We start from the raw sequence: 23,749 nt of genomic DNA on the forward strand, positions 1-23,749 counted from the left end.
CTCATTTACTGTCAAGCGTTTATTTTGAAGTTTTTTGCGAGAAACTCGTTTAGCTTCAAACACTTGACTCGCTGCGATCTCTCGTAGCGGGAGGCGAATCATACAGCGTTTAGAAGCGCTGTCAACCATCATCTCAACCGCTTTCGATCATTTGATCGTAGCCCTTACAGCGCTTTCCGAATCGGTTAACTCATTGAATCTCAAGGAGTTTGTCGTTCCGTTGTCGCTGGAAGTGGGGCGCATTATAAGGGGATTCGAGAGGGCGTCAACCTTTAATTTCAAGAAACCCCTAAAAAGCAAAACGGGGAGGCCTTCCGCCCTCCCCGCTCCCCTCACCCCTTACAAACTTGGGAACGCAAACTGCGATGCTTCATGGCTGGCCCGCTGCGGCCACCGCTGGGTGATCGCCTTGCGTCGGGTATAGAAGCGCACCCCGTCCGGCCCGTACGCATGCAGGTCACCGAACAACGAACGTTTCCAGCCACCAAAGCTGTGATACGCCACCGGCACCGGCAGCGGCACGTTGACACCCACCATGCCCACTTCGATCTCGTCGCAGAACAAACGCGCGGCCTCACCGTCACGGGTAAAGATGCACGTGCCGTTGCCATATTCATGTTCGTTGATCAGTTGCATGGCCTGTTCAAGGCTGTTGACCCGCACGACGCACAGTACCGGCCCGAAAATCTCTTCTTTATAGATACGCATCTCTGGCGTGACCTTGTCGAACAAGGTACCGCCCACAAAGTAGCCATCTTCATTCCCGGCCACTCGGAAGCCACGGCCATCCACCACCAGCTCGGCACCCGCGGCAACGCCTTCATCGATGTAGCCCACCACCTTGTCACGCGCAGCGGCAGTGACCAGTGGCCCCATGTCCAGACCACACGAGGTGCCTGCACCAATCTTCAAGGCTTTGATCTGCGGTTGCAGCTTGGCGATCAGCGCATCAGCCACCTGGTCACCCACGCACACCGCCACCGAAATGGCCATGCAGCGTTCGCCACACGAACCGTAGGCCGCCCCCATCAAGGCGCTGACCGCGTTATCCAGGTCGGCGTCCGGCATCAGTACCGCGTGGTTCTTGGCACCGCCCAGGGCTTGCACGCGCTTGCCGCGCTTGGTGCCCTCGGCATAGATGTACTCGGCAATCGGCGTAGACCCAACAAAGCTGAGCGCTTTCACTTCCGGTGCTTCGATCAACGCATCCACCGCTTCCTTGTCACCGTGCACCACGTTGAGGATGCCCTTCGGCAGACCGGCCTCCAGTAGCAATTGGGCGATGAACAGGGTGGAGCTAGGGTCACGCTCGGACGGCTTGAGGATGAAGGCGTTACCACAGGCAATGGCCAGCGGGTACATCCACAGCGGCACCATGGCCGGGAAGTTGAACGGCGTGATACCGGCAACCACACCCAACGGCTGGAAATCAGACCAGGCATCGATGTTCGGGCCCACGTTGCGGCTGTACTCGCCTTTGAGCACCTCAGGCGCGGCGCAGGCGAACTCGACGTTCTCGATACCACGCTTCAGTTCGCCAGCGGCGTCTTCCAGCGTCTTGCCATGCTCTTCGCTGATCATTTGCGAAATGCGCGCTTCATTCTGCTCCAGCAGTTGCTTGAAGCGGAACATCACCTGAGCCCGCTTGGCCGGTGGCGTATTGCGCCAGGCCGGGAACGCCGCCTTGGCCGAGTCGATCGCTTCCTGCACGGTCGCGCGGCTGGCCAGCTCGACTTTGCGCACGGCCTGGCCGGTGGATGGGTTGAAGACATCGGCGGTGCGCTCACCCTTGGTAACCAGCTCGCCATGAATCAGGTGCTGAACAATGCTCATGCAAAACTCCAGATGAAGAAGGTAGAGGCCGGCGCGCGCTTGCGCACGCGCCGCGCAGCAAAATCAGAAAGATCAGTCGATCAGGTTCAGGGTTTCGCCGACAGCGTCGAACAGACGGTCCAGTTCATGCGGCTGGGTGTTGAAGGTTGGGCCGAACTGCAAGGTGTCGCCACCAAAGCGTACATAGAAGCCCGCGCGCCACAGTTTCATCGCCGCTTCGTAAGGGCGAACAATGGCATCACCGTCACGGGCGGCGATCTGGATCGCGCCAGCCAGGCCATAGTTACGGATATCGACGACGTTCTTGGTGCCCTTCACGCCATGCAGCAGCTTTTCGAAGTGCGGCGCCAGCTCGGCCGATGCCTGCACCAGGTTTTCCTTCTGCAGCAGGTCCAACGCAGCGATACCCGCGGCACAGGCCACCGGGTGGGCCGAGTAGGTATAACCGTGCGGGAACTCCACGGCGTACTCTGGCGTTGGCTGGTCCATGAAGGTTTGGTAGATCTCGCTGCTGGCAATCACCGCGCCCATTGGAATGGCGCCGTTGGTCACCTGCTTGGCGATGCACATCAGGTCCGGGGTTACGCCAAAGGCCTGCGAGCCGGTCATGGCGCCCATGCGGCCGAAGCCGGTAATCACTTCGTCGAAGATCAGCAGAATGTTGTGCTGGGTGCAGATTTCACGCAGGCGCTTGAGGTAGCCCTTCGGCGGCGGCAGCACACCGGCGGAACCGGCCATGGGCTCGACGATCACCGCAGCGATATTGGACGCGTCGTGCAGCTCGATCAGTTTGAGCATTTCTTCGGCAAGGGCGATGCCACCCTCTTCGGGCATGCCTTTGGAGAACGCGTTCACCGGCAATACGGTATGAGGCAGATGGTCGACATCCAGCAGTTGGCCGAACATCTTGCGGTTGCCATTCACCCCACCGAGGCTGGTGCCGGCGATGTTCACCCCGTGGTAGCCACGGGCACGGCCGATGATCTTGGTCTTGGTCGCCTGGCCTTTCAGGCGCCAGTAAGCCCGCACCATCTTCAGCGCCGTGTCGGCGCACTCGGAGCCCGAGTTGGTATAGAAGACGTGGTTCAGGTTACCTGGCACCAGGTCGGCGATCTTTTCCGCCAGCTGGAACGACAATGGGTGGCCGAACTGGAACGCCGGGGAGTAATCGAGCGTGCCCAACTGGCGGGTTACTGCGTCGGTGATTTCCTTGCGGGTGTGCCCGGCGCCGCAGGTCCAAAGGCCGGAAAGCGCGTCAAAGATCCTGCGCCCCTGGTCATCGACCAGGTGGTTGCCATCGGCCGCCACGATCAGGCGGGGGTCGCGCTGGAAGTTGCGGTTGGCCGTGTACGGCATCCAGTGGGCGTCAAGCTTGAGCTGGCTGGCGATACCCACGGGGGCGGTCTCAGGCATGTTCATCGGCGGTTCCTCGAAAGACGATCAGGCAACGATGGATGTGGTTGCAGCTAAGTTGGCACGCGGATAGAGTCTGAAAAAGCCTACATTTCTAATCTTCACACAGGCCGCTACTAAACTAATGAGCCGACGCCCCGATCCACTTGCGCAGGTCAGCGACTTCGACATCCGCCTGCTGAAGATCTACCGCAGCGTAGTCGAATGCGGTGGTTTTTCGGCCGCCGAGAACGTGCTGGGCATCGGCCGCTCGGCCATCAGCCAGCAAATGAACGACCTTGAGCAACGCCTGGGGCTGCGCTTGTGCCAGCGTGGCCGCGCCGGTTTCTCGCTGACCGAGGAAGGCCGCGAGGTCTACCATTCGGCCTTGCAACTGCTCAGCGCGCTGGAAAGTTTCCGTACCGAGGTCAACGGCCTGCACCAGCATCTGCGCGGCGAGCTGAACATCGGCCTGACCGATAACCTGGTCACCCTGCCGCACATGCGCATCACCCATGCCCTGGCCGAACTAAAAGACCGTGGCCCCGATGTGCGCATCCAGATCCGCATGATCGCGCCCAGCCAGGTCGAACACGGCGTGCTCGACGGCAGCCTGCATGTAGGCGTGGTGCCACAGACCAGCCCGCTTTCGGGCCTGGAATATCAACCGTTGTACAGCGAGCGTTCTTTGCTGTACTGCGCGGTCGGTCACCCACTGTTCTATGCCGACGACCAGCAGATCGACGACGAGCGCCTCAACAGCCAGGAAGCCATCACCCCCACATTCCGCCTGCCGGCCGAAATCCAGGCGCATTACCAGGCGCTGCACTGCACGGCCAGTGCTTCGGACCGTGAGGGCATGGCGTTTCTCATCCTTACCGGGCGCTACATTGGTTACCTGCCCGACCACTACGCCACGTTCTGGGTCCAGCAGGGCCGCTTGCGTGCACTCAAACCGCGCGAGCGCTTCTACGACCTGAGCCTGAGCTGGGTGACACGCAAAGGCCGGCGACCCAATTTGGTCCTGGAAAGCTTTCTCGACAGCCTGGCTGCGACACGCTGATGCCTGTCTCTGCCGCAAACGCTTGTCACCTTGGCACAGGCAGGTAATCTTGTCCGACAGCCGCAGCCACTGACCCGTACGGAATCGTCCATGACCCTAGAAGTCCCTGCGCATCGCCTATCCGCCTCGGGCAAGCCCGCGGGCCGCATCCGCCAGAAGAACGAACAGGCCATTATCCAGGCCGCCGAAGACGAGTTTGCCCGCCATGGCTTCAAGGGCACCAGCATGAACACCATTGCGCTGAAAGCAGGCTTGCCAAAGGCCAACCTGCATTATTACTTCACCAACAAGCTGGGCCTCTACATTGCCGTGCTCAGCAACATCATCGAGCTGTGGGACAGCACCTTCAATGCCCTGAGCGTCGAGGACGACCCCGGTGCAGCACTGAGCCAGTACATTCGCACCAAGATGGAGTTCTCGCGGCGCAACCCCCAGGCATCGCGTATTTTCGCCATGGAAGTGATCAGCGGCGGCACCTGCCTGACCGAGTACTTCAGTGCCGACTACCGCGAATGGTTCCGTGGCCGCGCCGCCGTGTTCGAGGCGTGGATGGATGCCGGCAAGATGGACCGGGTAGACCCTGTGCATCTGATATTCCTGCTATGGGGCAGCACCCAGCACTATGCCGATTTCGCCACCCAGATCTGCCAGGTTACCGGCCGTAGCCGCCTGACCAAGCAAGACATTGAAGAAGCAAGCAACAATCTTATCCACATCATTCTCAAGGGCTGCGGCATCAAGCCGGCTGCCTGACCGACATTTATGCCCTCTACCCTGCTCGACCTCTGCGAATACCGCGAGGAAATCCGTAAAAGCCGCTTCATCACCCTGGCCGGGCCGATCACCAGTGCCGCCGAAGCGATGAGTTTCATCGAACGCCATAGCGACCTGGCCGCCACCCATAACTGCTGGGCCTGGAAGCTCGGCGCGCAGTACCGCAGCAGCGACGACGGCGAGCCCGGTGGCACTGCCGGGCGGCCCATCCTGGCCGCGATCGAGGCGCAGGACTGCGATCAGGTCGTGGTACTGGTGATTCGCTGGTACGGCGGTATCCAGCTGGGTACGGGCGGCCTGGCCAGGGCCTACGGTGGGGGCGCCAACAAATGCCTGCAACAGGCCCCCAAGCGGCTGCTGGTGCAGCGCAGCGAGTTCGCCTGCAGTTGCAGCTTCAGCGAATTGGCACTGGTAAAACTGCGCCTGGCCGAGGTCGATGGGCTGGTGCTCGACGAGCAGTTCACAGCCAACGGCGTGGACCTGTTAATCGCTCTGGGTGATGTCCACCTCGCGGCGTTGCAGCAGCAACTGGCCGACATTAGCCGCGGGCGTATACTGCTGCAAACGCGCTGAAACTGCCCACAACTGCTGTGGGCCTGCCTGTGGATAAGCTTGGGGAATTATGCTGCAAGGCAGAACAGGCAAGGCTTGTAGCGCTTCGATCATTATTTGATCGGCACTGCCGGCAGGCTCAAGGCACTGAATAAATTCAGGTTATCCCCAGCGTCAAGCCTACCCCCTCTGCAGCGTCAGCCCGCGTTTCACACAATAACTGTGGAGCAGCCTGTGGATAACCCGTGCGCCAACGTGCAAAGCCCCCAGCGGCAAGGGGTTTACAGCCGCTGCACATTTTTTGACCATCCGATTCTGGCAGAGCCTCTAAACTGCCACCTCCATCCAGCAAAACCAACAAGGAGCGCCCCATGGCTGACGCAAAAAACGCACTTATCATCGGCGCCTCGCGCGGGCTCGGCCTGGGCTTGGTGCAACGCTTGCAGGAAGACGGCTGGACCGTCACCGCCACCGTCCGCAACCTTCAGCAGCCCGGAGCCCTGGCAGCTGTGCCTGGCGTGCACATCGAGCAACTGGAAATGAACGACACAGCCCAGCTCGATGGCCTGCAACAACGCCTGCAAGGCCAGGTATTCGACCTGGTGTTCGTCAACGCCGGGGTCATGGGCCCACTGCCGCAAGACCTGGAAAGCGTGCACAAAGACGCCATCGGCGACCTGTTCATGACCAATGCCGTGGCCCCGATTCGCGTCGCCCGCCGCCTGGTCGGCCAAGTTCGCAACGGCAGTGGCGTGCTGGCCTTCATGAGTTCGGTCCTGGGCAGCGTCACTGTCCCCGACGGCGGAGAACTCTGCTTGTACAAAGCCAGCAAGGCGGCGTTGAACTCGATGATCAACAGCTTCGTCGTCGAACAACAACGCCCCGACCTGTGCGTTCTGGCCATGCACCCTGGCTGGGTGAAGACTGACATGGGTGGCGAACACGCAGAGATCGACGTGCTCACCAGCACCCGCGGCATGCTTGAACAAATCAAGGCGCAAAGCGGTAGGGGCGGCCTGCGCTTCATCAACTACAAAGGCGAAACCCTGACCTGGTGATTCATCAGGTCGCAGCCCGGCCGGGCGCAATACCCGGCCAGCCCCTGTAGAATGCCGGCAACCGTACCTGATTGAGACATGCCCTTATGTATGACTGGTTGAACGCCCTGCCCAAGGCGGAACTGCACCTGCACCTTGAAGGCTCGCTGGAGCCTGAGCTGCTGTTCGCCCTGGCCGAGCGCAACAAGATCGCCCTGCCTTGGGCCGATGTGGAAACCCTGCGCGGGGCCTATGCCTTCAACAATCTCCAGGAGTTCCTGGATCTGTATTACCAGGGCGCCGATGTATTGCGCACCGAGCAGGACTTCTATGACCTGACCTGGGCCTACCTGCAGCGCTGCAAGGCGCAGAACGTGATCCATACCGAGCCGTTCTACGACCCGCAAACCCACACCGACCGGGGTATCCCCTTTGAAGTGGTGCTCAACGGGATCAACCAGGCGCTCAAGGATGGCCGCGAGCAGTTGGGCATCAGCAGTGGCCTTATCCTGAGCTTCCTGCGCCACCTGAGCGAAGAGGAGGCACAAAAGACCCTCGACCAGGCGCTGCCCTTCCGCGATGCGTTCATTGCCGTTGGCCTGGACAGCTCGGAAATGGGCCACCCGCCCAGCAAGTTCCAGCGCGTATTCGACCGCGCGCGTAGCGAGGGCCTGGTTGCCGTCGCCCACGCTGGCGAAGAAGGCCCGCCCGAGTACATCTGGGAGGCGCTGGACCTGCTGCAGGTCAAGCGAATCGACCACGGCGTACGCGCCATCGAAGATGAGCGGCTGATGCAGCGCATCATCGACGAACAGATCCCGCTGACCGTGTGCCCGCTTTCCAATACCAAGCTCTGCGTGTTCGACCACATGAGCCAGCACAACATCCTCGACATGCTCGAGCGTGGCGTGAAGGTCACCGTGAACTCGGACGACCCGGCGTATTTCGGCGGCTACGTCACGGAGAACTTCCACGCCCTGCACACTCACTTGGGCATGAGCGAAGACCAGGCCCGCCGCCTGGCCCAGAACAGCCTGGACGCCAGGCTCGTCTGACGCGCGGCTCAACCCACCTGCAAGGTGGCTACGCGGGCTATGCGATTGATCTGCTGGATGCCCAGCGCCGAGATATGCAATGCCCGCGTGTCCTCGGCCTCGCGCATCCAGCCAGATTGCAGGAACAGCCGGAACAAGGCCTGACCCAACACGCCCCCCAGGTGCGGCGCCTGGTCGTTCCACTCGGTGCAGCGGCAGATCACGCAGCCACGCTGGTGGTGCGGCGCCAAGGCATCGATGTACACCCCTACCAGGGCCAACTGCGCCCGCCCTTCATCACTGACCATCAACAGGCGGCCACTGCCTTCCAGCCAGCCCGCGACCACCATGCGGTGGTATAGCTCACTGGCCAGTTCGCCCCCCAGGTGATCCCCACAGCGACGCGCCCGGCGCAGCGACATGGGCAGCGGTGACACCGGCGCCTTGGCCCGCTCCCCCCTGGCGCTCTCAAGTTGCACGCTGGCCAGCGCCTCTACCGCCGCCCCGACCTGCGGGGTGGCCAGGCGAAAATAGCGTTTGCGGCCACGGGCCTCATGCCTCAGCAGCCCAGCCGATGACAGTAACGACAAGTGCGCGCAAGCCGACGACGAGGTCAGGCCGGTCATCATCGCAAGCTCGTTGGCCAGGCGCGGCGTGCCGTCGATCAATGCCCACAACATGGCACTGCGCTTGGGGTCGGCCATCAGGCTGGCGATCTGGCTGATACTGCTGACTGCGTTCATGTCCCTGTAACTCCCTGCAAGTTCACTGTGTGGATGCGATGGCCAACCCTGGCAGGGAAGCACCTCTCGCTGGCACTGGCCTGGATCGCCAGTATAAGCCGCAGAAATGCTCAATCTGGCAGCCCCACAACGCCCAGTCCCCGTCGAAAAGCCACTGGGTATACCTACCCATTGCAAGTCGGGAACAGGACCGATGCGACCGGCGAAAACCCTGCGCCTAGGCATTTCGGCCGGTTGCGGCAGGCGCTCGTAAACTCAGCAGGAAAAAAACCCTCGGCACGTTCGGACGCAGCCGACAGCCAGGTACTACAAGTAGCGCAAACTAAAGCGAACGTTTCCCCGGACTCGCAGGCATTGCGGCGCAACCGGCAAACACCCAATCAGGTGCCGCCAGTCAGGACACCGGCCCGGCGCATGGCAGACGAGAGCAGTAGCGCTAAACTGATGCCGCTCCCTTCTGGAGGTAAGCCGCGATGAAAATTGTCGTCAGCGCTTCGCGCCGAAACCCCGCCTGCCCCTGGCAGGTCCAGCTCGATCAGCATGTGGTCGGTTTTCGCAGCGAGGCCGAGGCAAGGGCCTTTGTCGCCACGCTGGAAACCCGCCTGCGCGCGCCGCACCCGCTCAAGCGCGAACCCTGGCCTGCAAACGGCGGGTCAGTAGCGCGGCACTGACTGCCAACACCCCGCAAAGGCAGATCACCAGCGCCATCGGCACGGCACTGCCATCGTGCAGCAGCCCAACCAGGGCCGCTGCGCCCGCCGCCACACTGAACTGGACACAGCCCATCAGCGCCGAGGCACTGCCGGCACGCGCGCCCTGGCCGCTCATGGCGCAAGCCGAGGCATTGGGGATGATGCAACCGAGGCTGGCAATGCAGATGAACAACGGCACCAGCAGCGGCCACAACGCGGTCGGCCGCCACGCCGCCACCGCGAGCAGCGCCAGCCCGGCCCCCAGGTACAACCACACGGCACGGGCCAGCAGGAAGGCCGGCCCACGCTTGGCCAGCAAGCGGGCGTTCACCTGCGCCACCAGGATAAAGCCCGCTGCGTTGGCACCAAACAGCCAACCATAGTGCTCGGCTGGCACGCCATACAGTTTGATGAACACGAAAGGTGAGCCGGCGATGTAGGCGAACATGCCGGCAATGGCGATACCGCCCGTCACCGCATGGCCGAGGAACACCCGGTCTGCCAGCAGGCGCAGGTACTGGCGCAAAGCGCCGGACAAGGGCTGGCGCGGCATGTGCTCAGGCATGCTCTCCGGCAACCCGAGGCTTACCGCCAACAGGCAAGCGGCACTGAACAGGCTCAGGGTAAGGAAAATCGATTGCCAACCGGCCACATTCACCAACACCCCACCCAGCATCGGCGCCAGGATCGGTGCCAGGCCCATGACCAGCATCAACTGCGAGAACACTTTGGCCGAGGCGACCGGGTCGCACTTGTCGCTGACGATGGCCCGCGACAGCACCATGCCCGCACAACCGCCAAGGGCCTGGACGAAGCGTGCCAGCACCAGGGTGTCGAGGTCGGGGGCATAGGCACAGGCCAGTGACGCCAGGGTGAATACGGTCACGCCGAACATCAGCGGCTTGCGCCGGCCAAAACGGTCAGCCACCGGCCCGTAAGCCAGCTGGCCGATGGACAGGCCAAGGAAATAGGCGGCCAATGTGGCCTGAACGTGTTTTTCGTCGGTGGCGAACGCCTGCGCCATGGCCGGGAAGGCAGGCAGGTAGAAGTCGATCGCCAAGGGCCCGAACGCACTGAGTGCGCCCAGGATGAGCACCATTCGCAGGTTCATCAGGAATCCATAGCAGGCTAAGCAAGTAGAGGATTCTACCTGCTGTCGCCCCTAGGAATGTGAAAACATTTGCAACAACACCAGGCCCTGTCACGATGGGCCGCACAGTCCGCGCCTCACCCCCCAGCCCGGGTCGACAGCTGTCACCCCACCTCAGCCTGATACCCCTCATCGCGGATGGCCGCCAGAATATGCTCCTGCAACACCGCACTCTGCACCCGCACCTGCTTGGCCGCCAGGTCGACTTCTACCTTGGCGGCCGCATCCAGCTGCTGCACTGCCCGCGTCACGGCCTTCACACAATGGCCACAGGTCATGCCTTGTACATTGAACACTTGCATAGGGTTGCCTCCTTCAGGTTTTCCACGAGTTTCAAGCTTGCCATCAGGGCAAGGTCAAGTGCCGTGTGGAACAGCTGGGGTGGAAATCCGCACGCGCGTCGGCCAAGCTGCGCCTTTGACGATCAGCCAAGCAGGAGATTTTTCATGTTCAGGGCAGCATTGGGCGTCGTCGGGTTGGTCAGCGCACTGGCTGTGGTGCCACCGGCCAGCGCAGAGGACAACTCGGCCTACAGCGTACTGATCATTTCCCGGGAGCGCCTGGAAGTGGCTACCAGCTGTGAAATCGGGGTGTACCTCAATGATCAGCTTTCCGGGCGGGTGTTTCAGGAGCAATCCACCTCGTTCAACCTGCCGCCTGGCCCGGTCGATGTGCGCCTGCGCCTGTTGCCTGGGCAAACCCCGGGTTGCGCGCCAGGCATCGAGGACCAACGCAGCACACGTTTGAACCTGCAGGCGGGCCAGATCAACAAATATCGCATCACCATGGGTCATTATGGGCTGGAATTGACGCGCGCCGACCTAGGCTATTGACCTTCCCCGCATGGCAAGGTTGATGCTGCAGCCCTGCCCAAGGAGGAGAGCCATGCCCGCATCCACCACCTATGACCTGCCGATCTCCGGCATGACCTGCGCCAGCTGTGCTGGCCGGGTCGAGCGCGCATTGCGCAAGGTCAGCGGCGCTGAACACGTCAGCGTCAACCTCACCACTGAAAAAGCCCGTGTCCAGGCCCCGGCCGACCGCCTGCCAGCCTTGGTCGATGCGGTACGCGAAGCCGGCTACGGCGTGCCCACGCGCACGCTGGAACTGCAGATCGGCGGCATGACCTGCGCCAGTTGCGTGGGCCGCGTGGAGCGGGCCCTTGGCAAAGTGCCCGGGGTGGAGCGGGTGAGTGTCAACCTGGCCAATGAACGTGCCCACCTTGAAGTGCTGGCCGCCCTCGACGACAACCTGCTGATCGAAACGGTACACAAGGCCGGCTACAGCGCCAGCGTGCCGCAAGCCGCCATAGACGAGCAGGCCACCGCCCAGCGCCGCCTGCGTAACGAACGCCTGGCAGTGGCTGCAGCATTGCTGCTGGCGCTGCCATTGGTGCTGCCCATGCTGGTGCAGCCATTCGGCCTGCACTGGATGCTGCCCGCCTGGGCGCAATTCCTGCTGGCCACCCCTGTGCAGTTCATTCTCGGCGCCCGCTTTTATATCGCCGCCTGGAAAGCCGTGCGTGCCGGCGCCGGCAACATGGACCTGCTGGTTGCCCTGGGGACCAGCGCCGGTTACGGCCTTAGCCTCTACGAATGGGCCCAGGCCCCCGCCGGCATGGCCCCGCACCTGTACTTCGAGGCCTCGGCGGTGGTGATCGCCCTGGTGCTGCTGGGCAAGTACCTGGAAAGCCGTGCCAAACGCCAGACTGCCAGCGCCATTCGCGCGCTCGAGGCACTGCGCCCGGAGCGCGCAGTGCGCGTGGTTGGCGACCGGGAAGAAGATGTGGCGATCGCCCAGCTGCGTCTGGGCGACCTGGTGCTGGTCAAGCCCGGCGAGCGCTTTCCGGTCGATGGCGTGGTCGAGGATGGCAGCAGCCATGCCGATGAAGCCCTGATCAGCGGCGAGAGCCTGCCAGTGCCCAAACAACCCGGCGACAGCGTCACCGGTGGCGCCATCAATGGCGAAGGCCGGCTGCTGGTACGCACCGAAGCCCTGGGCACCGAGACCGTGCTGGCGCGCATTATCCGCCTGGTGGAAGACGCGCAGGCCGCCAAGGCGCCGATCCAGAAGCTGGTCGACCGGGTCAGCCAGGTATTCGTCCCCGCCGTGCTGGTACTGGCGCTGCTGACCCTGCTCGGCTGGTGGCTGGCTGGCGCGGCGCTGGAAACCGCCCTGATCAATGCCGTGGCAGTGCTGGTCATCGCCTGCCCTTGCGCCCTTGGCCTGGCCACACCGGCAGCGATCATGGCCGGCACCGGCGTCGCCGCCCGCCACGGCATCCTCATCAAGGATGCCGAGGCGCTGGAGCGCGCGCATGCGGTGAACCGTGTGGTGTTCGACAAGACCGGTACCCTGACCTCGGGCAGCCCGCGGGTAGTCCACAGCCAGGCACTGGTCGGCGACAGCGCCAGCCTGCATCGCCTGGCCGGCGCCCTGCAACGGGGCAGTGAACACCCGTTGGCCAAGGCGGTGCTGCAGGCCTGCACCGAGCAAGGCCTGCAGGTACCCAGCGTCAGCGACAGCCAGTCGCTCACCGGGCGCGGCATTGCCGGGCGTGTCGAGGACCGTGAGCTGGCACTGGGCAACCGCCGCTTGCTTGATGAAAGCGGGCTGCAGCCCGGCGGCCTGGCCGACCAGGCACGCGCCTGGGAAGCCGAGGGGCGTACCCTGTCGTGGCTGATCGAACGCGGTCAGCAAGCACAGGTGCTGGGCCTGTTCGCCTTTGGTGACAGCCTCAAGCCCGGCGCCGCCGAGGCCATCGACACCCTGCATGCGCAGCACATCAGCAGCCATCTGCTGACTGGCGATAACCGGGGTAGCGCCAAGGTGGTCGCCGAAGCCTTGGGCATCGACGATGTGCACGCCGAAGTGCTGCCGGCCGACAAGGCCGCGACTGTGGCGGCCCTCAAGCAGGCTGGCGTGGTCGCCATGGTCGGCGACGGCATAAACGACGCGCCGGCGTTGGCCGCCGCCGACATCGGCATCGCCATGGGGGGGGGCACCGACGTGGCGATGCAGGCAGCCGGCATCACCTTGATGCGCGGCGACCCGCGCCTGGTGCCCGCTGCGCTGGAAATCAGCCGCAAGACCTACGCCAAGATCCGCCAGAACCTGTTCTGGGCATTCATCTACAACCTGATCGGTATCCCGCTGGCTGCACTGGGCTACCTCAACCCGGTACTGGCGGGCGCCGCCATGGCCTTGTCCAGCGTCAGCGTGGTCAGCAACGCGCTGTGGCTGAAGGCCTGGAAACCCGCCCGCGCCCCCCAGGAGGCAAAATGAACATTGGCCAGGCCGCCCGCCGTAGTGGGCTCAGCACCAAGATGATCCGTTATTACGAATCCATCGGCCTGCTCAAGCCGGCCACGCGCAGCGACAATGGCTACCGCCTGTACCGGGACGAGGACTTGCACAGCCTGGCGTTCATCAAGCGCTCACGCGACCTGGGGTTTTCCCTGGAAGAAGTGGGCAAGCTGCTGACGCTGTGGCAAGACCGCCAGCGGGCCAGCGCCGATGTGAAGGCATTGGCGATGCAGCATATCGATGAACTGAACCGGCGCATCGAGGAACTGGTCAGCCTGCGCAACACACTTGGCGAGCTGGCATCGCACTGCCAGGGGGATGACCGCCCGGACTGCCCGATCCTCAGCGACCTGGCCAATGGCACCGCTGGCAACTGCTGCCGCTGACGTTTGGTATGCCAAAAGCGTCCTTCCACGACCGAATAGTCACCAATCACGACTTTATCCAATAAATACGGGCGCTTCGGCTACATAAAACCCGGTTGCTGCCGATGCACTGGTTACCTGCCTCGTGTGTCGACTACAACAATTCCGGGAGCGTCGATGAGCATCAAACAGAAACTGACCTGGGCATTCGCGGTCATCGCCGGTTTGCCCATCGTGCTGGTGGCCACCCTGGTGGTCCTTAACCTGCGTGGCGAAGCCCGCGATGGATTCCTTGACGGCAGTAGCCGGGAAATCCGCCAGGTCAGCAACGCGATGAACATCTTCTTCCAGGGCATCAACCAGAACGTCGAGTACCTGGCCGCGCAACCGATGGTGGCCGCCACAGGCAGCAACCTGAACAAGTTCCTGAGTGCCAACCCGTCCTACGAGCTGGGCGATCAGGACAAGCAAGTGCTGGACTTCTTCACCCGCCTGGCAGATTCGCACCCCAACTATGCCTACGTGTCCTACGGCGTCAATGACGGCGGTTACGTCGGCTGGCCAGCAGGGCAGAAGTTCGTCAACTACGACCCACGCACACGGCCGTGGTACCAGTTGGCCATGGCCAACCCTGGCAAGACCGTGCGCACCGGCGCCTATTACTGGGCCGCCGATGACGCGGTGCTCATCAGTACCGTGCGCACGGTAGCCAACCAGTTGGGCAACCCCGGCGGTGTGGTCAACATCGACGTTTCGCTCAAAGGCCTGACCGAGATCGTCAAGCAGATCAAGCTGGGCGAGAGCGGCTACCTGATGCTGGTGGAAAGCAACGGCAACGTGATGGTCGACCCGCGCGACGCCGGCCACAACTTCAAGCAACTGGCCAGTTTTGGCGACGGCTATGCCGAGTTGGCCCAGGCCGGCAAGGGCCTGGCCGAAGTGGAGCTCAATGGTGTGCGCTACATGGCCAACGTCTACCCCGACGAGCGCCTGGGCTGGACCTTCATCGGCCTGATCGAGCAAGGCGAAGTGATGCAGACCACCACCCGCCTGACTTGGCTCATCGGTGTGGTCGCCTTGGTCCTGGCCACCCTGTTCGCCGTGGTCGGCGCCGCCTTCGCCAAACTGATCGTGCGCCCGATCAACAGCGTCACCAATGGGCTGGAAGACATTGCCCAGGGCGAGGGCGACCTGACCCGCAGCCTGGAAATTCGCGGCCGCGACGAAACCGCTCAGCTGGCCAACTGGTTCAACCAGTTCCTCGGTGCCATTCGTAGCCTGATCCAGCACATCGGTGCGGCAGCCAGCCAGATCCTCAGCACTTCGCACAGCTCGACCCAGGTTTCCAGCAACATGGCCGAAGCTGCAGGCCGCCAGCGCGAGGCCGTGGACATGGTGTCCACCGCCTTCCACGAAATGGTTGCCACCGCCAACGAAGTGGCGCGCTCGTGCAGCCAGGCGGCCCAGTCTGCGGACAGCGGCCAGCAACAGGCCCGTGAAGGTCAGCAGCAGATCGATGCGGCGGTAAACAGCGTCGACCGCCTGAGCCAGGAAATCGAGCAGTCGGCGCAGTCGATCCAGCAACTGGAGCGTGACAGCAACGCCATCCAGTCGATCCTCGGCACCATTCGCTCGATTGCCGAGCAGACCAACCTGCTGGCCCTGAACGCCGCCATCGAGGCCGCGCGGGCCGGCGAGCAAGGCCGTGGCTTTGCCGTGGTGGCCGATGAAGTGCGGGCGCTGGCCAAGCGCACGGCCGACTCCACTGCAGAAATCGATGGCTTGCTGGGCAACCTAGCCAGCCGCACCTCCGAGGTGGCTGCGCAGATGCATGCCAGCCTGGAAGTATCGCAGCAATCGGTCAGCCGTATCGGCCTGGCCCGCGACAGCTTCGGGCAGATCCGCGAGTCGGTAGACGTGATCCGTGACATGAACACGCAGATTGCAACCGCAGCCGAGGAACAGCACCAGGTAGCCGAAGATATCAACCGCCACATCAGCCAGATTCATGGGGATGCGCAGTTGGTGGCCGAGCTGGCCCAGGCAGCACGCCAGGATTCGGAAAGCCTGGCCGGGTTGTCCAATGAACTGGACGTACTGGTGCGCAGGTTCCGCACCTGATCAGGCGCCGGTGAATGCCGCTCCGTACCGGGGCGGCTTCAGCTACACATAGGCCAGCACCGGTAACCCCTGGTCAAAGCCTCAACTCCCCCGGCGTTGCCCCAAACAGCTGCTTGAACGCCGCAATGTACGCGGATGTGGAATCATACCCACAACCCAGCGCCGCCTCGGTCACGCTCTCCCCCGCCTCCAGCAACGCCAGCGACGACAGCAAGCGCATGCGCTGGCGCCAGTTGCGAAAGCTCAAGCCGGTTTCACGCTGGAACAGGCGCATCAGCGTTTTTTCGGAACACCCCAGTTGCCGCGCCCATTGCTGCAAGGTCTGCGCCTGGTCGGGTGCTGCAATCAAGCCATTGCACAGCGCCAGCAAACCCGGGTGGCGCGGCAACGGCAAGGAAAAGCCGACTTCCGGCAGGGTTCGTAACTGGTCGAGCAGCACCGCCACCAGCCGCGCCTGCGCACTGTCGCCCTCTGGGTAATCGGCTGGGTACAGGCAGAACTGCTTGATCAACTCACGCGCCAGCGGCGTCACCTCCAGTACCCGACACTGCGGGGCAGCCCAGGGGCAGGCGTCCCGGCGCACATACAGGCTGCGCATCTCGGCCTGCATCGAGGTCACCACCGCATGCTCGGCGTCAGCCGGGATCCACACCCCCCACTGCGGTGGCGCAAAGTAGCTCCCTGCGTCGGTATAAACACCGAGCACGCCGCTGATAGCGTAGGAAAACTGTACCCAGTCGTGCTGGTGGCGTGTGGTCCAGGAACCGGCGCCCAGGCTTTCGGCACGTGCGTACAGTGGCCTGGGCAAGTGCTTGAGTTCAGGAATGGGACGGGGCTGTCCGATGATCGGCATGGCGGCTTCTGTTAGTTCTGACCAGACAAGCCTAACAGTTACCGCCAACGCCTGCGGGATATCTGCCGCCTGCTGCGCGGGGATGCCTGCCAAACAGACGGCGGTTCTTCACCGCTCGACGATGACCGTGACCCCTTGCCCGCCCGCCGCACAAATGGAAATCAGGCCGCGCCCCTTCCCCGCCGTTGCCAGCAATTTTGCCAGGTTGGCCAGTATGCGCCCGCCGGTGGCGGCAAACGGGTGCCCGGCAGCCAGCGAACTGCCCTTGACGTTGAGCTTGCTGCGGTCGATAGCCCCCAACGGCGCATCCAGCCCCAGCCGCTCACGGCAGTAGCCCGCGTCTTCCCAGGCCTTGAGCGTACACAGCACCTGGGCAGCAAAGGCTTCGTGGATTTCGTAGTAGTCAAAGTCCTGCAACGTCAGGCCATTGCGTGCCAGCAAGCGTGGCACTGCATAGACCGGCGCCATCAGCAGCCCCTCGCGGCCAGTGACGAAGTCCACCGCTGCGGTTTCACCATCGACCAAGTGCGCCAGCACCGGTAACCCCTGTTGCGCGGCCCACTCTTCACTGGCCAGCAGCACCAGCGACGCACCATCGGTCAAGGGCGTGGAATTGCCTGCTGTCAACGTACCCTGGCCACTGCGGTCGAAGGCCGGCTTGAGCTTGGCCAACTGCTCCAATGTCAGGTCTGCGCGCAGGTTGTTGTCGCGCATCAGCGACAGGAACGGTGTCAGCAGGTCATCGTGCCAACCTTCGGCATAGGCCGCCGCCAGCCGCTGGTGGCTGAGCAACGCCAACTCGTCCTGGGCGGCACGGTCAATCTTCCAGGCCTGGGCCATACGTTCGCAATGCTCGCCCATCGACAACCCGGTGCGCGGCTCGCCGTTGCGTGGCAACTCAGGGCGCAGATGGTGCGGGCGCAACTGCAGAAAAGGCTTGAGCCGTTCGCCCAGGTTTTTGCCACGGTTGGCTTGCAGCAGGATATGACGCAGGCCTTCGTTGACCGCAATCGGCGCATCCGACGTGGTGTCCACGCCACCGGCAATGCCGCTGTCGATCTGCCCCAGCGCAATCTTGTTGGCCACCAGCAGCGCGGCCTCCAGGCCGGTGCCGCAAGCTTGCTGCAGGTCGTAGGCAGGGGTTTGCGGCGAAAGCCGCGAACCCAGCACACATTCGCGGGTCAGGTTCATGTCGCGGGACTGCTTGAGCACCGCGCCAGCGACCACCTCACCCAAGCGCAGCCCATGCAGGCGATAGCGCTCGATCAGCCCTTCGAGGGCCGCGGTCAGCATCGCCTGGTTGCTGGCGGTGGCGTAGGCCCCATTTGAGCGGGCAAAGGGAATTCGGTTGCCGCCCAAGATCGCGACCCGGCGAAGTGAACGCATATGCCTGTTCCTCCTGAAACAAATTGAACCGTACTGCCTGGGTGTTCTTACCCTGGTCGAACGACCATGCCACAAACTTGGTCCACACTTTCAAGCTTGCCTTTGCGGAGACCTACTCATGAGCGATCGCTACCTCGGTTTTGCCAACTCCAAACTTGGCCGCCGCCTGGTGGATGCCCTGGGCCTGCCACGCCCTGCACCACTGGAGCGCTGGCAGGCTGGCCGCTTGCGCCCGGTGGAGGGGACGTTGGTACTGGGTGGCGGCTCCCTGGCAGGCCAGGTCGAAGCCTTCGCCGCACGCCTTACCGATAACATATACCGTTTCAATGCCGACCACCTGCAGGGCGAGCCTTGGGTCGCTGGCCTGGGGCCGAAAATCCAAGCCGTGGTGTTCGACGCCAGTCACTTGTCCGACAGCGATGAGCTGAAGCAGTTGCGCGAATTTTTCCAGCCGCTGCTGCGCAGCCTGGGCCCGTGCGCCCACGTCGTGCTGCTGGGCCGGCCACCGGAAAGCCTCGACAACCCGCTGGCCAGTATCGCCCAGCGCGCCCTGGAGGGCTTCAGCCGCTCGCTGGCCAAGGAGCTGCGCAATGGCGCAACCGCTCAGTTGCTGTACGCCGGCCCCGGCGCTGAAGACCAACTGGAAGGTGCCCTGCGCTTCTTCCTCTCGCCCAAGAGCGCGTTCATCTCCGGCCAGGTGCTGCGCCTTGAAGCTTGCGCCAGCCAGGTCGAGGACTGGACCCGCCCATTGGCTGGCCGCCGTGCACTGGTTACCGGCGCCGCGCGCGGTATCGGCGCGGCCATTGCGCAAACCTTGGCACGTGACGGTGCCGACGTTCTGCTGCTGGATGTGCCACAGGCCAGCCGGGAACTCGATGCACTCGCTGCTCGGCTTGGCGGCAAGGCCCTGGCGCTGGACATCTGCGCCAGCGATGCCGCCGCACAACTGCTGGCTGCCCTGCCCGACTCAATAGACATCGTTGTGCACAATGCTGGCATCACGCGCGACAAGACCTTGGCCAACATGACCCCGGACTACTGGGATGCTGTGCTCGCGGTCAACCTGAAGGCACCACAGGTGCTGACCCAGGCGCTGTTTGACAGTGGCGCCTTGGGTGAACACGCGCGCATAACCTTGCTGGCCTCGGTCAGCGGCATTGCCGGCAACCGCGGCCAGGCCAACTATGCCGCCAGCAAGGCCGGGCTGATCGGCCTGGCTCAGGCCTGGGCGCCGAGGCTCGCCGAGCGGGGCGCGAGCATCAACGCCGTGGCCCCCGGCTTCATCGAAACCCACATGACCGCCACCATGCCCATGGGCCTGCGCGAAGCCGGGCGACGCTTGAGTTCGCTGGCTCAGGGCGGTCGCCCACAGGACGTGGCCGAGGTCATTGCCTGGCTCAGCCAGCCGGGCTCGGGGGCGGTCAACGGCCAGGTGCTGCGTGTTTGCGGCCAGGCACTGATGGGGGCCTGACCATGAGCCGACAATGGCACGACCTGCATAGCCCGGCTGCCCGCCCCAGCCTGTACCTGCGTGCCGCCAGCAAGCGCACGATCAGCGGTGAGCACCTGCCCGACGATGGCCTGCGCTGCTTCCTTCAGGTTGAGCCGGCCAACCTGGACGCCTACCGGCGGCTTTGCCACTTCCCCGACGATGGCCGCCTGCCGGCCACTTATCCACACGTCATGGCTTTTGCGCTGCAATTGCAGCTGATGACCGCCCGTGACTTTCCCTTCCCGCTGCTGGGGCTGGTGCACCTGCAAAATCGCATCGAAGTGCTGCGGCCACTGGGCGCTATCGAAGGGCTGCGCTTTGCGGTGTATGCGCACAACCTGCAGGCGCATGACAAAGGTGGCACCTTCGACCTGGTGACCGAAGCCGAGGATGGCATCGGCCTGCTGTGGCGTGAAACCAGCCGTATGCTGGTACGCGGGCTGAAGCTGGATGGCCAGGCCGACGCGCGTGCCGACGACGAACCGCCTCGCTTGCCCGAGGCCACCCGCTGGTATGCCGACAGTAACATCGGCCGGCGTTATGCCAAGGTGTGCGGGGACTACAACCCTATCCACCTGAGTGCGGTGAGTGCACGGTTGTTCGGCTTTCCCACGGCCATTGCCCATGGCATGTGGACAAAGGCCATGGCACTGGCCGCATTGCACGGGCACCTGCCGCACAGCGGCTATGCCTTCGAGGTGGCTTTCCGCAAGCCGGTCAGGTTGCCCTCCGAGGTGGTGCTCAGTGCCAGTGAGGCGGGGCCTGAGGGGGTGCTGCGGCTGGATGGGCATGGGGGCATGCTGCATCTGCTCGGCCGCTGGGATCAGCTCTAGGGCTCATTGCCGGCCCCTGGGGCCGCAACGCGCGCCCCCTTGCTTTGCATCGGACCAGGGCAGAAGCTATGCAGCATTTGGAGACCCCCGATGAACCTGCAAGAGCTTACCCAACGCCTGCACCAGATCCGTGACAACAACGACTGGCGTGGCTTTCATAGCCCGAAGAACCTGGCCATGGCGGCCAGCGTCGAAATGGCCGAGCTGGTCGAGATTTTTCAGTGGCTGAGCGAAGACGAATCGCGCCAGCTGCCTGCCGACAAATTGGCCCACGCCGGGCAGGAAGTCGGTGACGTGGTGCTCTACCTGTTGCTGTTGTGCAGTGAGCTGGGCCTGGACATGGACCAAGTGGTGCGGGCCAAGCTGGCCGACAGCGAGAGGCGTTTCGCTCGATGAACGACCGTCATTTCGATGAACTGGCCACCCGCTTCGCGGAAAAGATCTACGGCGGCGCCAAGGGCGCGATCCGCCTAGCCGTTTTGCAGGCCGACGTGGCCGAGGCGCTGCCCGATCGCCCGTTGCGTGTTCTGGATATCGGCGCCGGCCTGGGTCACATGGCCTTGTGGCTGGCCGAACGTGGCCACCAGGTGACCCTGGCAGAACCAGCTGCGCCCATGCTCGACGGCGCCCGGGCCCGTTTTGCCGAAGCCGGCCAGACGGCCACCTTCGTCCAGGCCCCCTGGCAAGACCTGCTCGGCCAATTGAACGAGCCCTACGACCTGGTGCTGTGCCACGCCGTGCTGGAATGGCTGGCCGAACCCGAGAGCATCCTGCCCGTGCTGCACCAGCTCACCGCCACGGGTGGCTGGTTGTCGCTGGCGTTCTACAACCGCGACGCCCTGGTCTACCGCAACTTGCTCAAAGGCCATTTCCGCAAGCTGCGCAGCAACCGCCTGGAAGGTGAAAAGCAGAGCCTGACCCCTCAGAAACCGCTTGATCCACGCGAGCTCAAGGCGCACCTTGAACCCTTGTGGCAGGTGCAAAGTGAAAGCGGTGTGCGGGTGTTCCACGACTACATGCCCAAGGAGTTCCAGGCCAAGGCTGAACTGCTCGACCTGCTGGAAATGGAGCTGGCCTACCGCCGCCACCCTGGGTTCGCCGGGCTCGGGCGCTACCTGCACTGGGTCTGCCGCCCTCGCTGAGCGGCCTGCCGGGAGGAATACATGCCATACCGTCTGTTGTACCTGGCCCTGCTGCCGCTGGCCCTGGCTGGCTGCCAGAGCCCCAATCCGTATGTTGCCAGCAGCCGGCCGTTGCCCCCGGCGCCGGCCCAGGCGGCCGCTACCTTCGATGCCAGTGCCTACCCGGCACCGGTACGGGACTACGGGCGCTACCGCAGCTGGAGCTGGCGTAACGGCCGGTTGCCCAGTGGCTCGGCGGGGGCCGACCCAGCGCCCCTGGCCGATGCCGTTGGTGGTGCCCTCGACCAGCATGGCCTGCGCCCGGCGCGGGGCGGCCCCGGCGACTTGCTGGTAAGCGCCGACATGCGCCTTGAGAGGCGCTTGCGGCAAGTGCGCGATTACGACACCTATGACCCTTACCCCTACGGCAGCGTAGGCTATGGCGGTTACCGCCATGGCTACGGTGGCTATGCCAGCGTGCCAGTGGTGCGTACCTACGAGGTGCAGGTGATGGTGGTGCGCATCGACCTGTACGACGCGCGTACCGGCCAACCGGTATGGAGCGCCAGCGCCGAAAGCGGCAGCGACAAGGACTCGTCACGCGAACGCGAAAACGCCGTGCGCGATGCTGTGCACAAGGCGCTCAGCGGCTATCCTCCCAGTTAATAGCCAACGGAGAAACATCATGTTGCGCCGTCTCGTTCTACTGTCATTCGCGCTGGTATTGGCAGCCTGCTCAAGCAATAACGTTCAGCAGGATTTCGATGCCAGCCGCGACTTTGCCGCCTACCGCAGCTGGGCATGGCAGGAGCCAGGTTTGCAGTACCGCCCGGATGACCCTCGCATCAAGAGCGACCTGACCGAACAGCGCATCCGTACGGCAGTGGCCGAGCAGCTCGACCAGCGCGGCCTGCGCCCGGTGCAGGGCGGCGCGCGGCCAGACCTGACCGTACGCACGTACCTGATCGTCGAGCAGCGCCAGCAACAGATCACCACCAATTACGGCGGGGGTTGGGGTGGTTATTGGGGCGGGTACTGGGGTGGCCCCATGTACAACGAAACCCGCAGCGTCGATTACAAGGTGGCCACCATTCAGGTCGATCTTTTCGATGGCCGTGACGGCAAGCTGGTCTGGCGCGGCAGTGCCGAGCAGATCATGAACAACTACCCCCCGGGCCCTGAAGAGCGGAACAGCGCCATTCAAAACACCGTGGCCAAGGTGCTGGGCCATTACCCGCCGGGTAGCCGGAAATAACCTTCAAAAGCAGCCGGGGGCTCAAGCGCAGCCCCCGATGACAGCTACGACAAAATCCGTTCCGACCACGCCTTTTTCGGTTGCAAGGCCTACTTCTGCGCACGTTCCGGTCTATCTTCAGTCAAGGAAACCTGACTGACCGGGTAGAAGTGTTCAACTTTTAGGAAGGGCGACCTGCCAATGCAAAGCATCGTTCTGCTGCTGTGGCTTGCCTTGTGCTCCGAACAGGATGTGCGTCAACGCCAGATCTCCAACCTGCTCACCCTGGGTGTGGCCAGCTGTGCCCTGCTCTGGCTGTTCGCCACTGGCCATAGCTGGATGGGCGCCGATGCCAGCGATGCCGGATGGGCGCTGGCCATCGTCATGCTGTTGACCCTGCCAGGCTATATGTACGGCCACTTCGGCGCCGATGATGTCAAGCTGATGGGCGCCCTGGCCCTGGCCAGCGGCACGCAATACGTGCTTGGCACGTTCATTGGCGCTGGGGTCAGCGTGCTGATCTGGCTGCTTGCCCGTCGGCGTTTATGGCTGCTGCTCAACCCCAAGCTCAAGAAGCGCCTGCAAGCCCTGACCGAGGAGATGGGCGACAAGCAGGCGTTCGTCCCCTATGTGCTCGCCGGCTTTCTCCTGACAGCCGTATGGATCCAATAGCGATGCCTGCGGTCGGACAATGTGTACAGGGTTTGTACAGAATCGCCGTGTGCGACTACCTTGTACATTGCCAGAGCGTCTGGCCCGGGAGCAGGG

Annotated in this window: 24 protein-coding genes and 1 pseudogene; 18 read left to right on the forward strand and 7 right to left on the reverse strand. The window is 63.5% G+C overall.

Annotation, left to right across the window (positions count from 1 at the left end; translation table 11 throughout):
• Positions 1–339 precede the first annotated feature (339 nt).
• Both ACF8SD_RS09215 and ACF8SD_RS09220 read right to left on the reverse strand, forming a co-directional pair.
• Positions 340–1,833, reverse strand: coding sequence for a CoA-acylating methylmalonate-semialdehyde dehydrogenase (locus tag ACF8SD_RS09215; RefSeq protein WP_173887506.1), 1,494 nt, complete (start codon positions 1,831–1,833; stop codon positions 340–342).
• A 72-nt stretch (positions 1,834–1,905) separates the two neighbouring features.
• Positions 1,906–3,252 carry an aspartate aminotransferase family protein gene (locus ACF8SD_RS09220; protein WP_009685804.1) on the reverse strand — a complete coding sequence of 449 codons (1,347 nt, stop codon included), beginning with the start codon at positions 3,250–3,252 and terminating at the stop codon, positions 1,906–1,908.
• 118 nt (positions 3,253–3,370) lie between these two features.
• Here ACF8SD_RS09220 and ACF8SD_RS09225 point away from each other — a divergent pair, with 118 nt between their 5' ends.
• From ACF8SD_RS09225 to ACF8SD_RS09245, 5 genes are all read left to right on the forward strand, one after another.
• Positions 3,371–4,288, forward strand: coding sequence for a LysR family transcriptional regulator (locus tag ACF8SD_RS09225; RefSeq protein WP_009685803.1), 918 nt, complete (start codon positions 3,371–3,373; stop codon positions 4,286–4,288).
• Between the two features lie 90 nt (positions 4,289–4,378).
• Positions 4,379–5,041: a TetR/AcrR family transcriptional regulator gene (locus tag ACF8SD_RS09230; RefSeq protein WP_392484287.1), complete on the forward strand. Its 663-nt coding sequence runs from the start codon at positions 4,379–4,381 to the stop codon at positions 5,039–5,041.
• Between the two features lie 9 nt (positions 5,042–5,050).
• The gene (locus ACF8SD_RS09235; protein ID WP_173887505.1) at positions 5,051–5,635 is read left to right on the forward strand and encodes a YigZ family protein; all 585 of its coding nucleotides are present in this window, start codon (positions 5,051–5,053) and stop codon (positions 5,633–5,635) included.
• Between the two features lie 350 nt (positions 5,636–5,985).
• Positions 5,986–6,672: an SDR family oxidoreductase gene (locus ACF8SD_RS09240; protein WP_392484288.1), complete on the forward strand. Its 687-nt coding sequence runs from the start codon at positions 5,986–5,988 to the stop codon at positions 6,670–6,672.
• A gap of 86 nt (positions 6,673–6,758) precedes the next feature.
• Positions 6,759–7,706 carry an adenosine deaminase gene (locus ACF8SD_RS09245; protein ID WP_173887503.1) on the forward strand — a complete coding sequence of 316 codons (948 nt, stop codon included), beginning with the start codon at positions 6,759–6,761 and terminating at the stop codon, positions 7,704–7,706.
• An 8-nt stretch (positions 7,707–7,714) separates the two neighbouring features.
• Here ACF8SD_RS09245 and ACF8SD_RS09250 read toward each other — a convergent pair whose 3' ends face one another.
• Positions 7,715–8,428, reverse strand: coding sequence for a helix-turn-helix transcriptional regulator (locus ACF8SD_RS09250; protein WP_173887502.1), 714 nt, complete (start codon positions 8,426–8,428; stop codon positions 7,715–7,717).
• Positions 8,429–8,901: 473 nt separating this feature from the next.
• Between ACF8SD_RS09250 and ACF8SD_RS09255 the strand changes: the two genes are divergently transcribed.
• On the forward strand, positions 8,902–9,099 hold the full coding sequence (locus ACF8SD_RS09255; RefSeq protein WP_280072239.1) for a hypothetical protein: 198 nt from the start codon (positions 8,902–8,904) through the stop codon (positions 9,097–9,099).
• Here the strand turns inward: ACF8SD_RS09255 and ACF8SD_RS09260 are convergent.
• Positions 9,050–10,231: a multidrug effflux MFS transporter gene (locus tag ACF8SD_RS09260; protein ID WP_392484289.1), complete on the reverse strand. Its 1,182-nt coding sequence runs from the start codon at positions 10,229–10,231 to the stop codon at positions 9,050–9,052. The two genes, ACF8SD_RS09255 and ACF8SD_RS09260, sit on opposite strands and share 50 nt — an antisense overlap.
• 143 nt (positions 10,232–10,374) lie before the next feature.
• The gene (locus ACF8SD_RS09265) at positions 10,375–10,572 is read right to left on the reverse strand and encodes a heavy-metal-associated domain-containing protein (RefSeq protein WP_392484290.1); all 198 of its coding nucleotides are present in this window, start codon (positions 10,570–10,572) and stop codon (positions 10,375–10,377) included.
• A gap of 144 nt (positions 10,573–10,716) precedes the next feature.
• On the opposite strand from ACF8SD_RS09265, the gene ACF8SD_RS09270 reads away from it, so the two are divergent.
• The 5 genes and pseudogenes from ACF8SD_RS09270 to ACF8SD_RS09290 all read left to right on the forward strand — a co-directional run bounded on the left by ACF8SD_RS09270 (position 10,717) and on the right by ACF8SD_RS09290 (position 16,062).
• Positions 10,717–11,103, forward strand: a complete 387-nt coding sequence (locus tag ACF8SD_RS09270) for a hypothetical protein (protein ID WP_392484291.1) — start codon at positions 10,717–10,719, stop codon at positions 11,101–11,103.
• A gap of 52 nt (positions 11,104–11,155) precedes the next feature.
• A complete protein-coding gene (locus ACF8SD_RS09275) occupies positions 11,156–13,555 on the forward strand; it encodes a heavy metal translocating P-type ATPase (RefSeq protein WP_392484292.1) in 2,400 nt (799 codons plus the stop codon).
• Positions 13,552–13,962: a Cu(I)-responsive transcriptional regulator gene (cueR, locus tag ACF8SD_RS09280; RefSeq protein WP_392484293.1), complete on the forward strand. Its 411-nt coding sequence runs from the start codon at positions 13,552–13,554 to the stop codon at positions 13,960–13,962. The genes ACF8SD_RS09275 and cueR overlap by 4 nt, the downstream gene beginning before the upstream one ends.
• A gap of 312 nt (positions 13,963–14,274) precedes the next feature.
• Positions 14,275–15,204 (forward strand): annotated as a pseudogene (locus tag ACF8SD_RS09285) (cache domain-containing protein); the annotation flags it as partial.
• 129 nt (positions 15,205–15,333) lie between these two features.
• The gene (locus tag ACF8SD_RS09290) at positions 15,334–16,062 is read left to right on the forward strand and encodes a methyl-accepting chemotaxis protein (RefSeq protein WP_392484334.1); all 729 of its coding nucleotides are present in this window, start codon (positions 15,334–15,336) and stop codon (positions 16,060–16,062) included.
• Between the two features lie 73 nt (positions 16,063–16,135).
• On the opposite strand, the gene ACF8SD_RS09295 is transcribed toward ACF8SD_RS09290, so the two are convergent.
• Complete coding sequence (locus ACF8SD_RS09295) at positions 16,136–16,915, reverse strand: helix-turn-helix transcriptional regulator (protein ID WP_173887495.1); 780 nt, start codon at positions 16,913–16,915, stop codon at positions 16,136–16,138.
• 108 nt (positions 16,916–17,023) lie between these two features.
• The gene (locus tag ACF8SD_RS09300) at positions 17,024–18,301 is read right to left on the reverse strand and encodes an acetyl-CoA C-acetyltransferase (RefSeq protein ID WP_173887494.1); all 1,278 of its coding nucleotides are present in this window, start codon (positions 18,299–18,301) and stop codon (positions 17,024–17,026) included.
• A gap of 118 nt (positions 18,302–18,419) precedes the next feature.
• On the opposite strand from ACF8SD_RS09300, the gene ACF8SD_RS09305 reads away from it, so the two are divergent.
• The 7 genes from ACF8SD_RS09305 to ACF8SD_RS09335 all read left to right on the forward strand — a co-directional run bounded on the left by ACF8SD_RS09305 (position 18,420) and on the right by ACF8SD_RS09335 (position 23,653).
• Positions 18,420–19,772 (forward strand): 3-oxoacyl-ACP reductase, encoded by a 1,353-nt coding sequence (locus ACF8SD_RS09305; protein ID WP_392484294.1) that lies wholly within the window; start codon positions 18,420–18,422, stop codon positions 19,770–19,772.
• A gap of 2 nt (positions 19,773–19,774) precedes the next feature.
• Positions 19,775–20,626, forward strand: coding sequence for a MaoC family dehydratase (locus ACF8SD_RS09310; protein WP_392484295.1), 852 nt, complete (start codon positions 19,775–19,777; stop codon positions 20,624–20,626).
• A 90-nt stretch (positions 20,627–20,716) separates the two neighbouring features.
• Entirely contained in the window at positions 20,717–21,022 is a 306-nt protein-coding gene (locus ACF8SD_RS09315; protein ID WP_009685784.1) for a MazG-like family protein, read from the forward strand.
• The gene (locus ACF8SD_RS09320; protein WP_392484296.1) at positions 21,019–21,768 is read left to right on the forward strand and encodes a methyltransferase domain-containing protein; all 750 of its coding nucleotides are present in this window, start codon (positions 21,019–21,021) and stop codon (positions 21,766–21,768) included. The genes ACF8SD_RS09315 and ACF8SD_RS09320 overlap by 4 nt, the downstream gene beginning before the upstream one ends.
• 21 nt (positions 21,769–21,789) lie before the next feature.
• Positions 21,790–22,413 carry a DUF4136 domain-containing protein gene (locus ACF8SD_RS09325; RefSeq protein ID WP_173887491.1) on the forward strand — a complete coding sequence of 208 codons (624 nt, stop codon included), beginning with the start codon at positions 21,790–21,792 and terminating at the stop codon, positions 22,411–22,413.
• Between the two features lie 19 nt (positions 22,414–22,432).
• Positions 22,433–23,002 carry a DUF4136 domain-containing protein gene (locus ACF8SD_RS09330; RefSeq protein ID WP_173887490.1) on the forward strand — a complete coding sequence of 190 codons (570 nt, stop codon included), beginning with the start codon at positions 22,433–22,435 and terminating at the stop codon, positions 23,000–23,002.
• A 180-nt stretch (positions 23,003–23,182) separates the two neighbouring features.
• On the forward strand, positions 23,183–23,653 hold the full coding sequence (locus tag ACF8SD_RS09335; RefSeq protein WP_173887489.1) for a prepilin peptidase: 471 nt from the start codon (positions 23,183–23,185) through the stop codon (positions 23,651–23,653).
• The last annotated feature ends 96 nt before the right edge of the window (positions 23,654–23,749 follow it).

Source organism: Pseudomonas sp. CJQ_9 (genome assembly GCF_043106615.1).
Taxonomy (GTDB): domain Bacteria; phylum Pseudomonadota; class Gammaproteobacteria; order Pseudomonadales; family Pseudomonadaceae; genus Aquipseudomonas; species Aquipseudomonas juntendi.

Excerpts from the sequence above, each read along its gene's own strand:
- ACF8SD_RS09215 (WP_173887506.1), bottom strand. The coding sequence starts at position 1,833 with ATGAGCATTGTTCAGCACCTGATTCATGGCGAGCTGGTTACCAAGGGT.
- ACF8SD_RS09220 (WP_009685804.1), bottom strand. The coding sequence starts at position 3,252 with ATGAACATGCCTGAGACCGCCCCCGTGGGTATCGCCAGCCAGCTCAAG.
- ACF8SD_RS09225 (WP_009685803.1), top strand. The coding sequence starts at position 3,371 with ATGAGCCGACGCCCCGATCCACTTGCGCAGGTCAGCGACTTCGACATC.
- ACF8SD_RS09230 (WP_392484287.1), top strand. The coding sequence starts at position 4,379 with ATGACCCTAGAAGTCCCTGCGCATCGCCTATCCGCCTCGGGCAAGCCC.
- ACF8SD_RS09235 (WP_173887505.1), top strand. The coding sequence starts at position 5,051 with ATGCCCTCTACCCTGCTCGACCTCTGCGAATACCGCGAGGAAATCCGT.
- ACF8SD_RS09240 (WP_392484288.1), top strand. The coding sequence starts at position 5,986 with ATGGCTGACGCAAAAAACGCACTTATCATCGGCGCCTCGCGCGGGCTC.
- ACF8SD_RS09245 (WP_173887503.1), top strand. The coding sequence starts at position 6,759 with ATGTATGACTGGTTGAACGCCCTGCCCAAGGCGGAACTGCACCTGCAC.
- ACF8SD_RS09250 (WP_173887502.1), bottom strand. The coding sequence starts at position 8,428 with ATGAACGCAGTCAGCAGTATCAGCCAGATCGCCAGCCTGATGGCCGAC.
- ACF8SD_RS09255 (WP_280072239.1), top strand. The coding sequence starts at position 8,902 with ATGAAAATTGTCGTCAGCGCTTCGCGCCGAAACCCCGCCTGCCCCTGG.
- ACF8SD_RS09260 (WP_392484289.1), bottom strand. The coding sequence starts at position 10,231 with ATGAACCTGCGAATGGTGCTCATCCTGGGCGCACTCAGTGCGTTCGGG.
- ACF8SD_RS09265 (WP_392484290.1), bottom strand. The coding sequence starts at position 10,572 with ATGCAAGTGTTCAATGTACAAGGCATGACCTGTGGCCATTGTGTGAAG.
- ACF8SD_RS09270 (WP_392484291.1), top strand. The coding sequence starts at position 10,717 with ATGTTCAGGGCAGCATTGGGCGTCGTCGGGTTGGTCAGCGCACTGGCT.
- ACF8SD_RS09275 (WP_392484292.1), top strand. The coding sequence starts at position 11,156 with ATGCCCGCATCCACCACCTATGACCTGCCGATCTCCGGCATGACCTGC.
- cueR (WP_392484293.1), top strand. The coding sequence starts at position 13,552 with ATGAACATTGGCCAGGCCGCCCGCCGTAGTGGGCTCAGCACCAAGATG.
- ACF8SD_RS09290 (WP_392484334.1), top strand. The coding sequence starts at position 15,334 with ATGGTGTCCACCGCCTTCCACGAAATGGTTGCCACCGCCAACGAAGTG.
- ACF8SD_RS09295 (WP_173887495.1), bottom strand. The coding sequence starts at position 16,915 with ATGCCGATCATCGGACAGCCCCGTCCCATTCCTGAACTCAAGCACTTG.
- ACF8SD_RS09300 (WP_173887494.1), bottom strand. The coding sequence starts at position 18,301 with ATGCGTTCACTTCGCCGGGTCGCGATCTTGGGCGGCAACCGAATTCCC.
- ACF8SD_RS09305 (WP_392484294.1), top strand. The coding sequence starts at position 18,420 with ATGAGCGATCGCTACCTCGGTTTTGCCAACTCCAAACTTGGCCGCCGC.
- ACF8SD_RS09310 (WP_392484295.1), top strand. The coding sequence starts at position 19,775 with ATGAGCCGACAATGGCACGACCTGCATAGCCCGGCTGCCCGCCCCAGC.
- ACF8SD_RS09315 (WP_009685784.1), top strand. The coding sequence starts at position 20,717 with ATGAACCTGCAAGAGCTTACCCAACGCCTGCACCAGATCCGTGACAAC.
- ACF8SD_RS09320 (WP_392484296.1), top strand. The coding sequence starts at position 21,019 with ATGAACGACCGTCATTTCGATGAACTGGCCACCCGCTTCGCGGAAAAG.
- ACF8SD_RS09325 (WP_173887491.1), top strand. The coding sequence starts at position 21,790 with ATGCCATACCGTCTGTTGTACCTGGCCCTGCTGCCGCTGGCCCTGGCT.
- ACF8SD_RS09330 (WP_173887490.1), top strand. The coding sequence starts at position 22,433 with ATGTTGCGCCGTCTCGTTCTACTGTCATTCGCGCTGGTATTGGCAGCC.
- ACF8SD_RS09335 (WP_173887489.1), top strand. The coding sequence starts at position 23,183 with ATGCAAAGCATCGTTCTGCTGCTGTGGCTTGCCTTGTGCTCCGAACAG.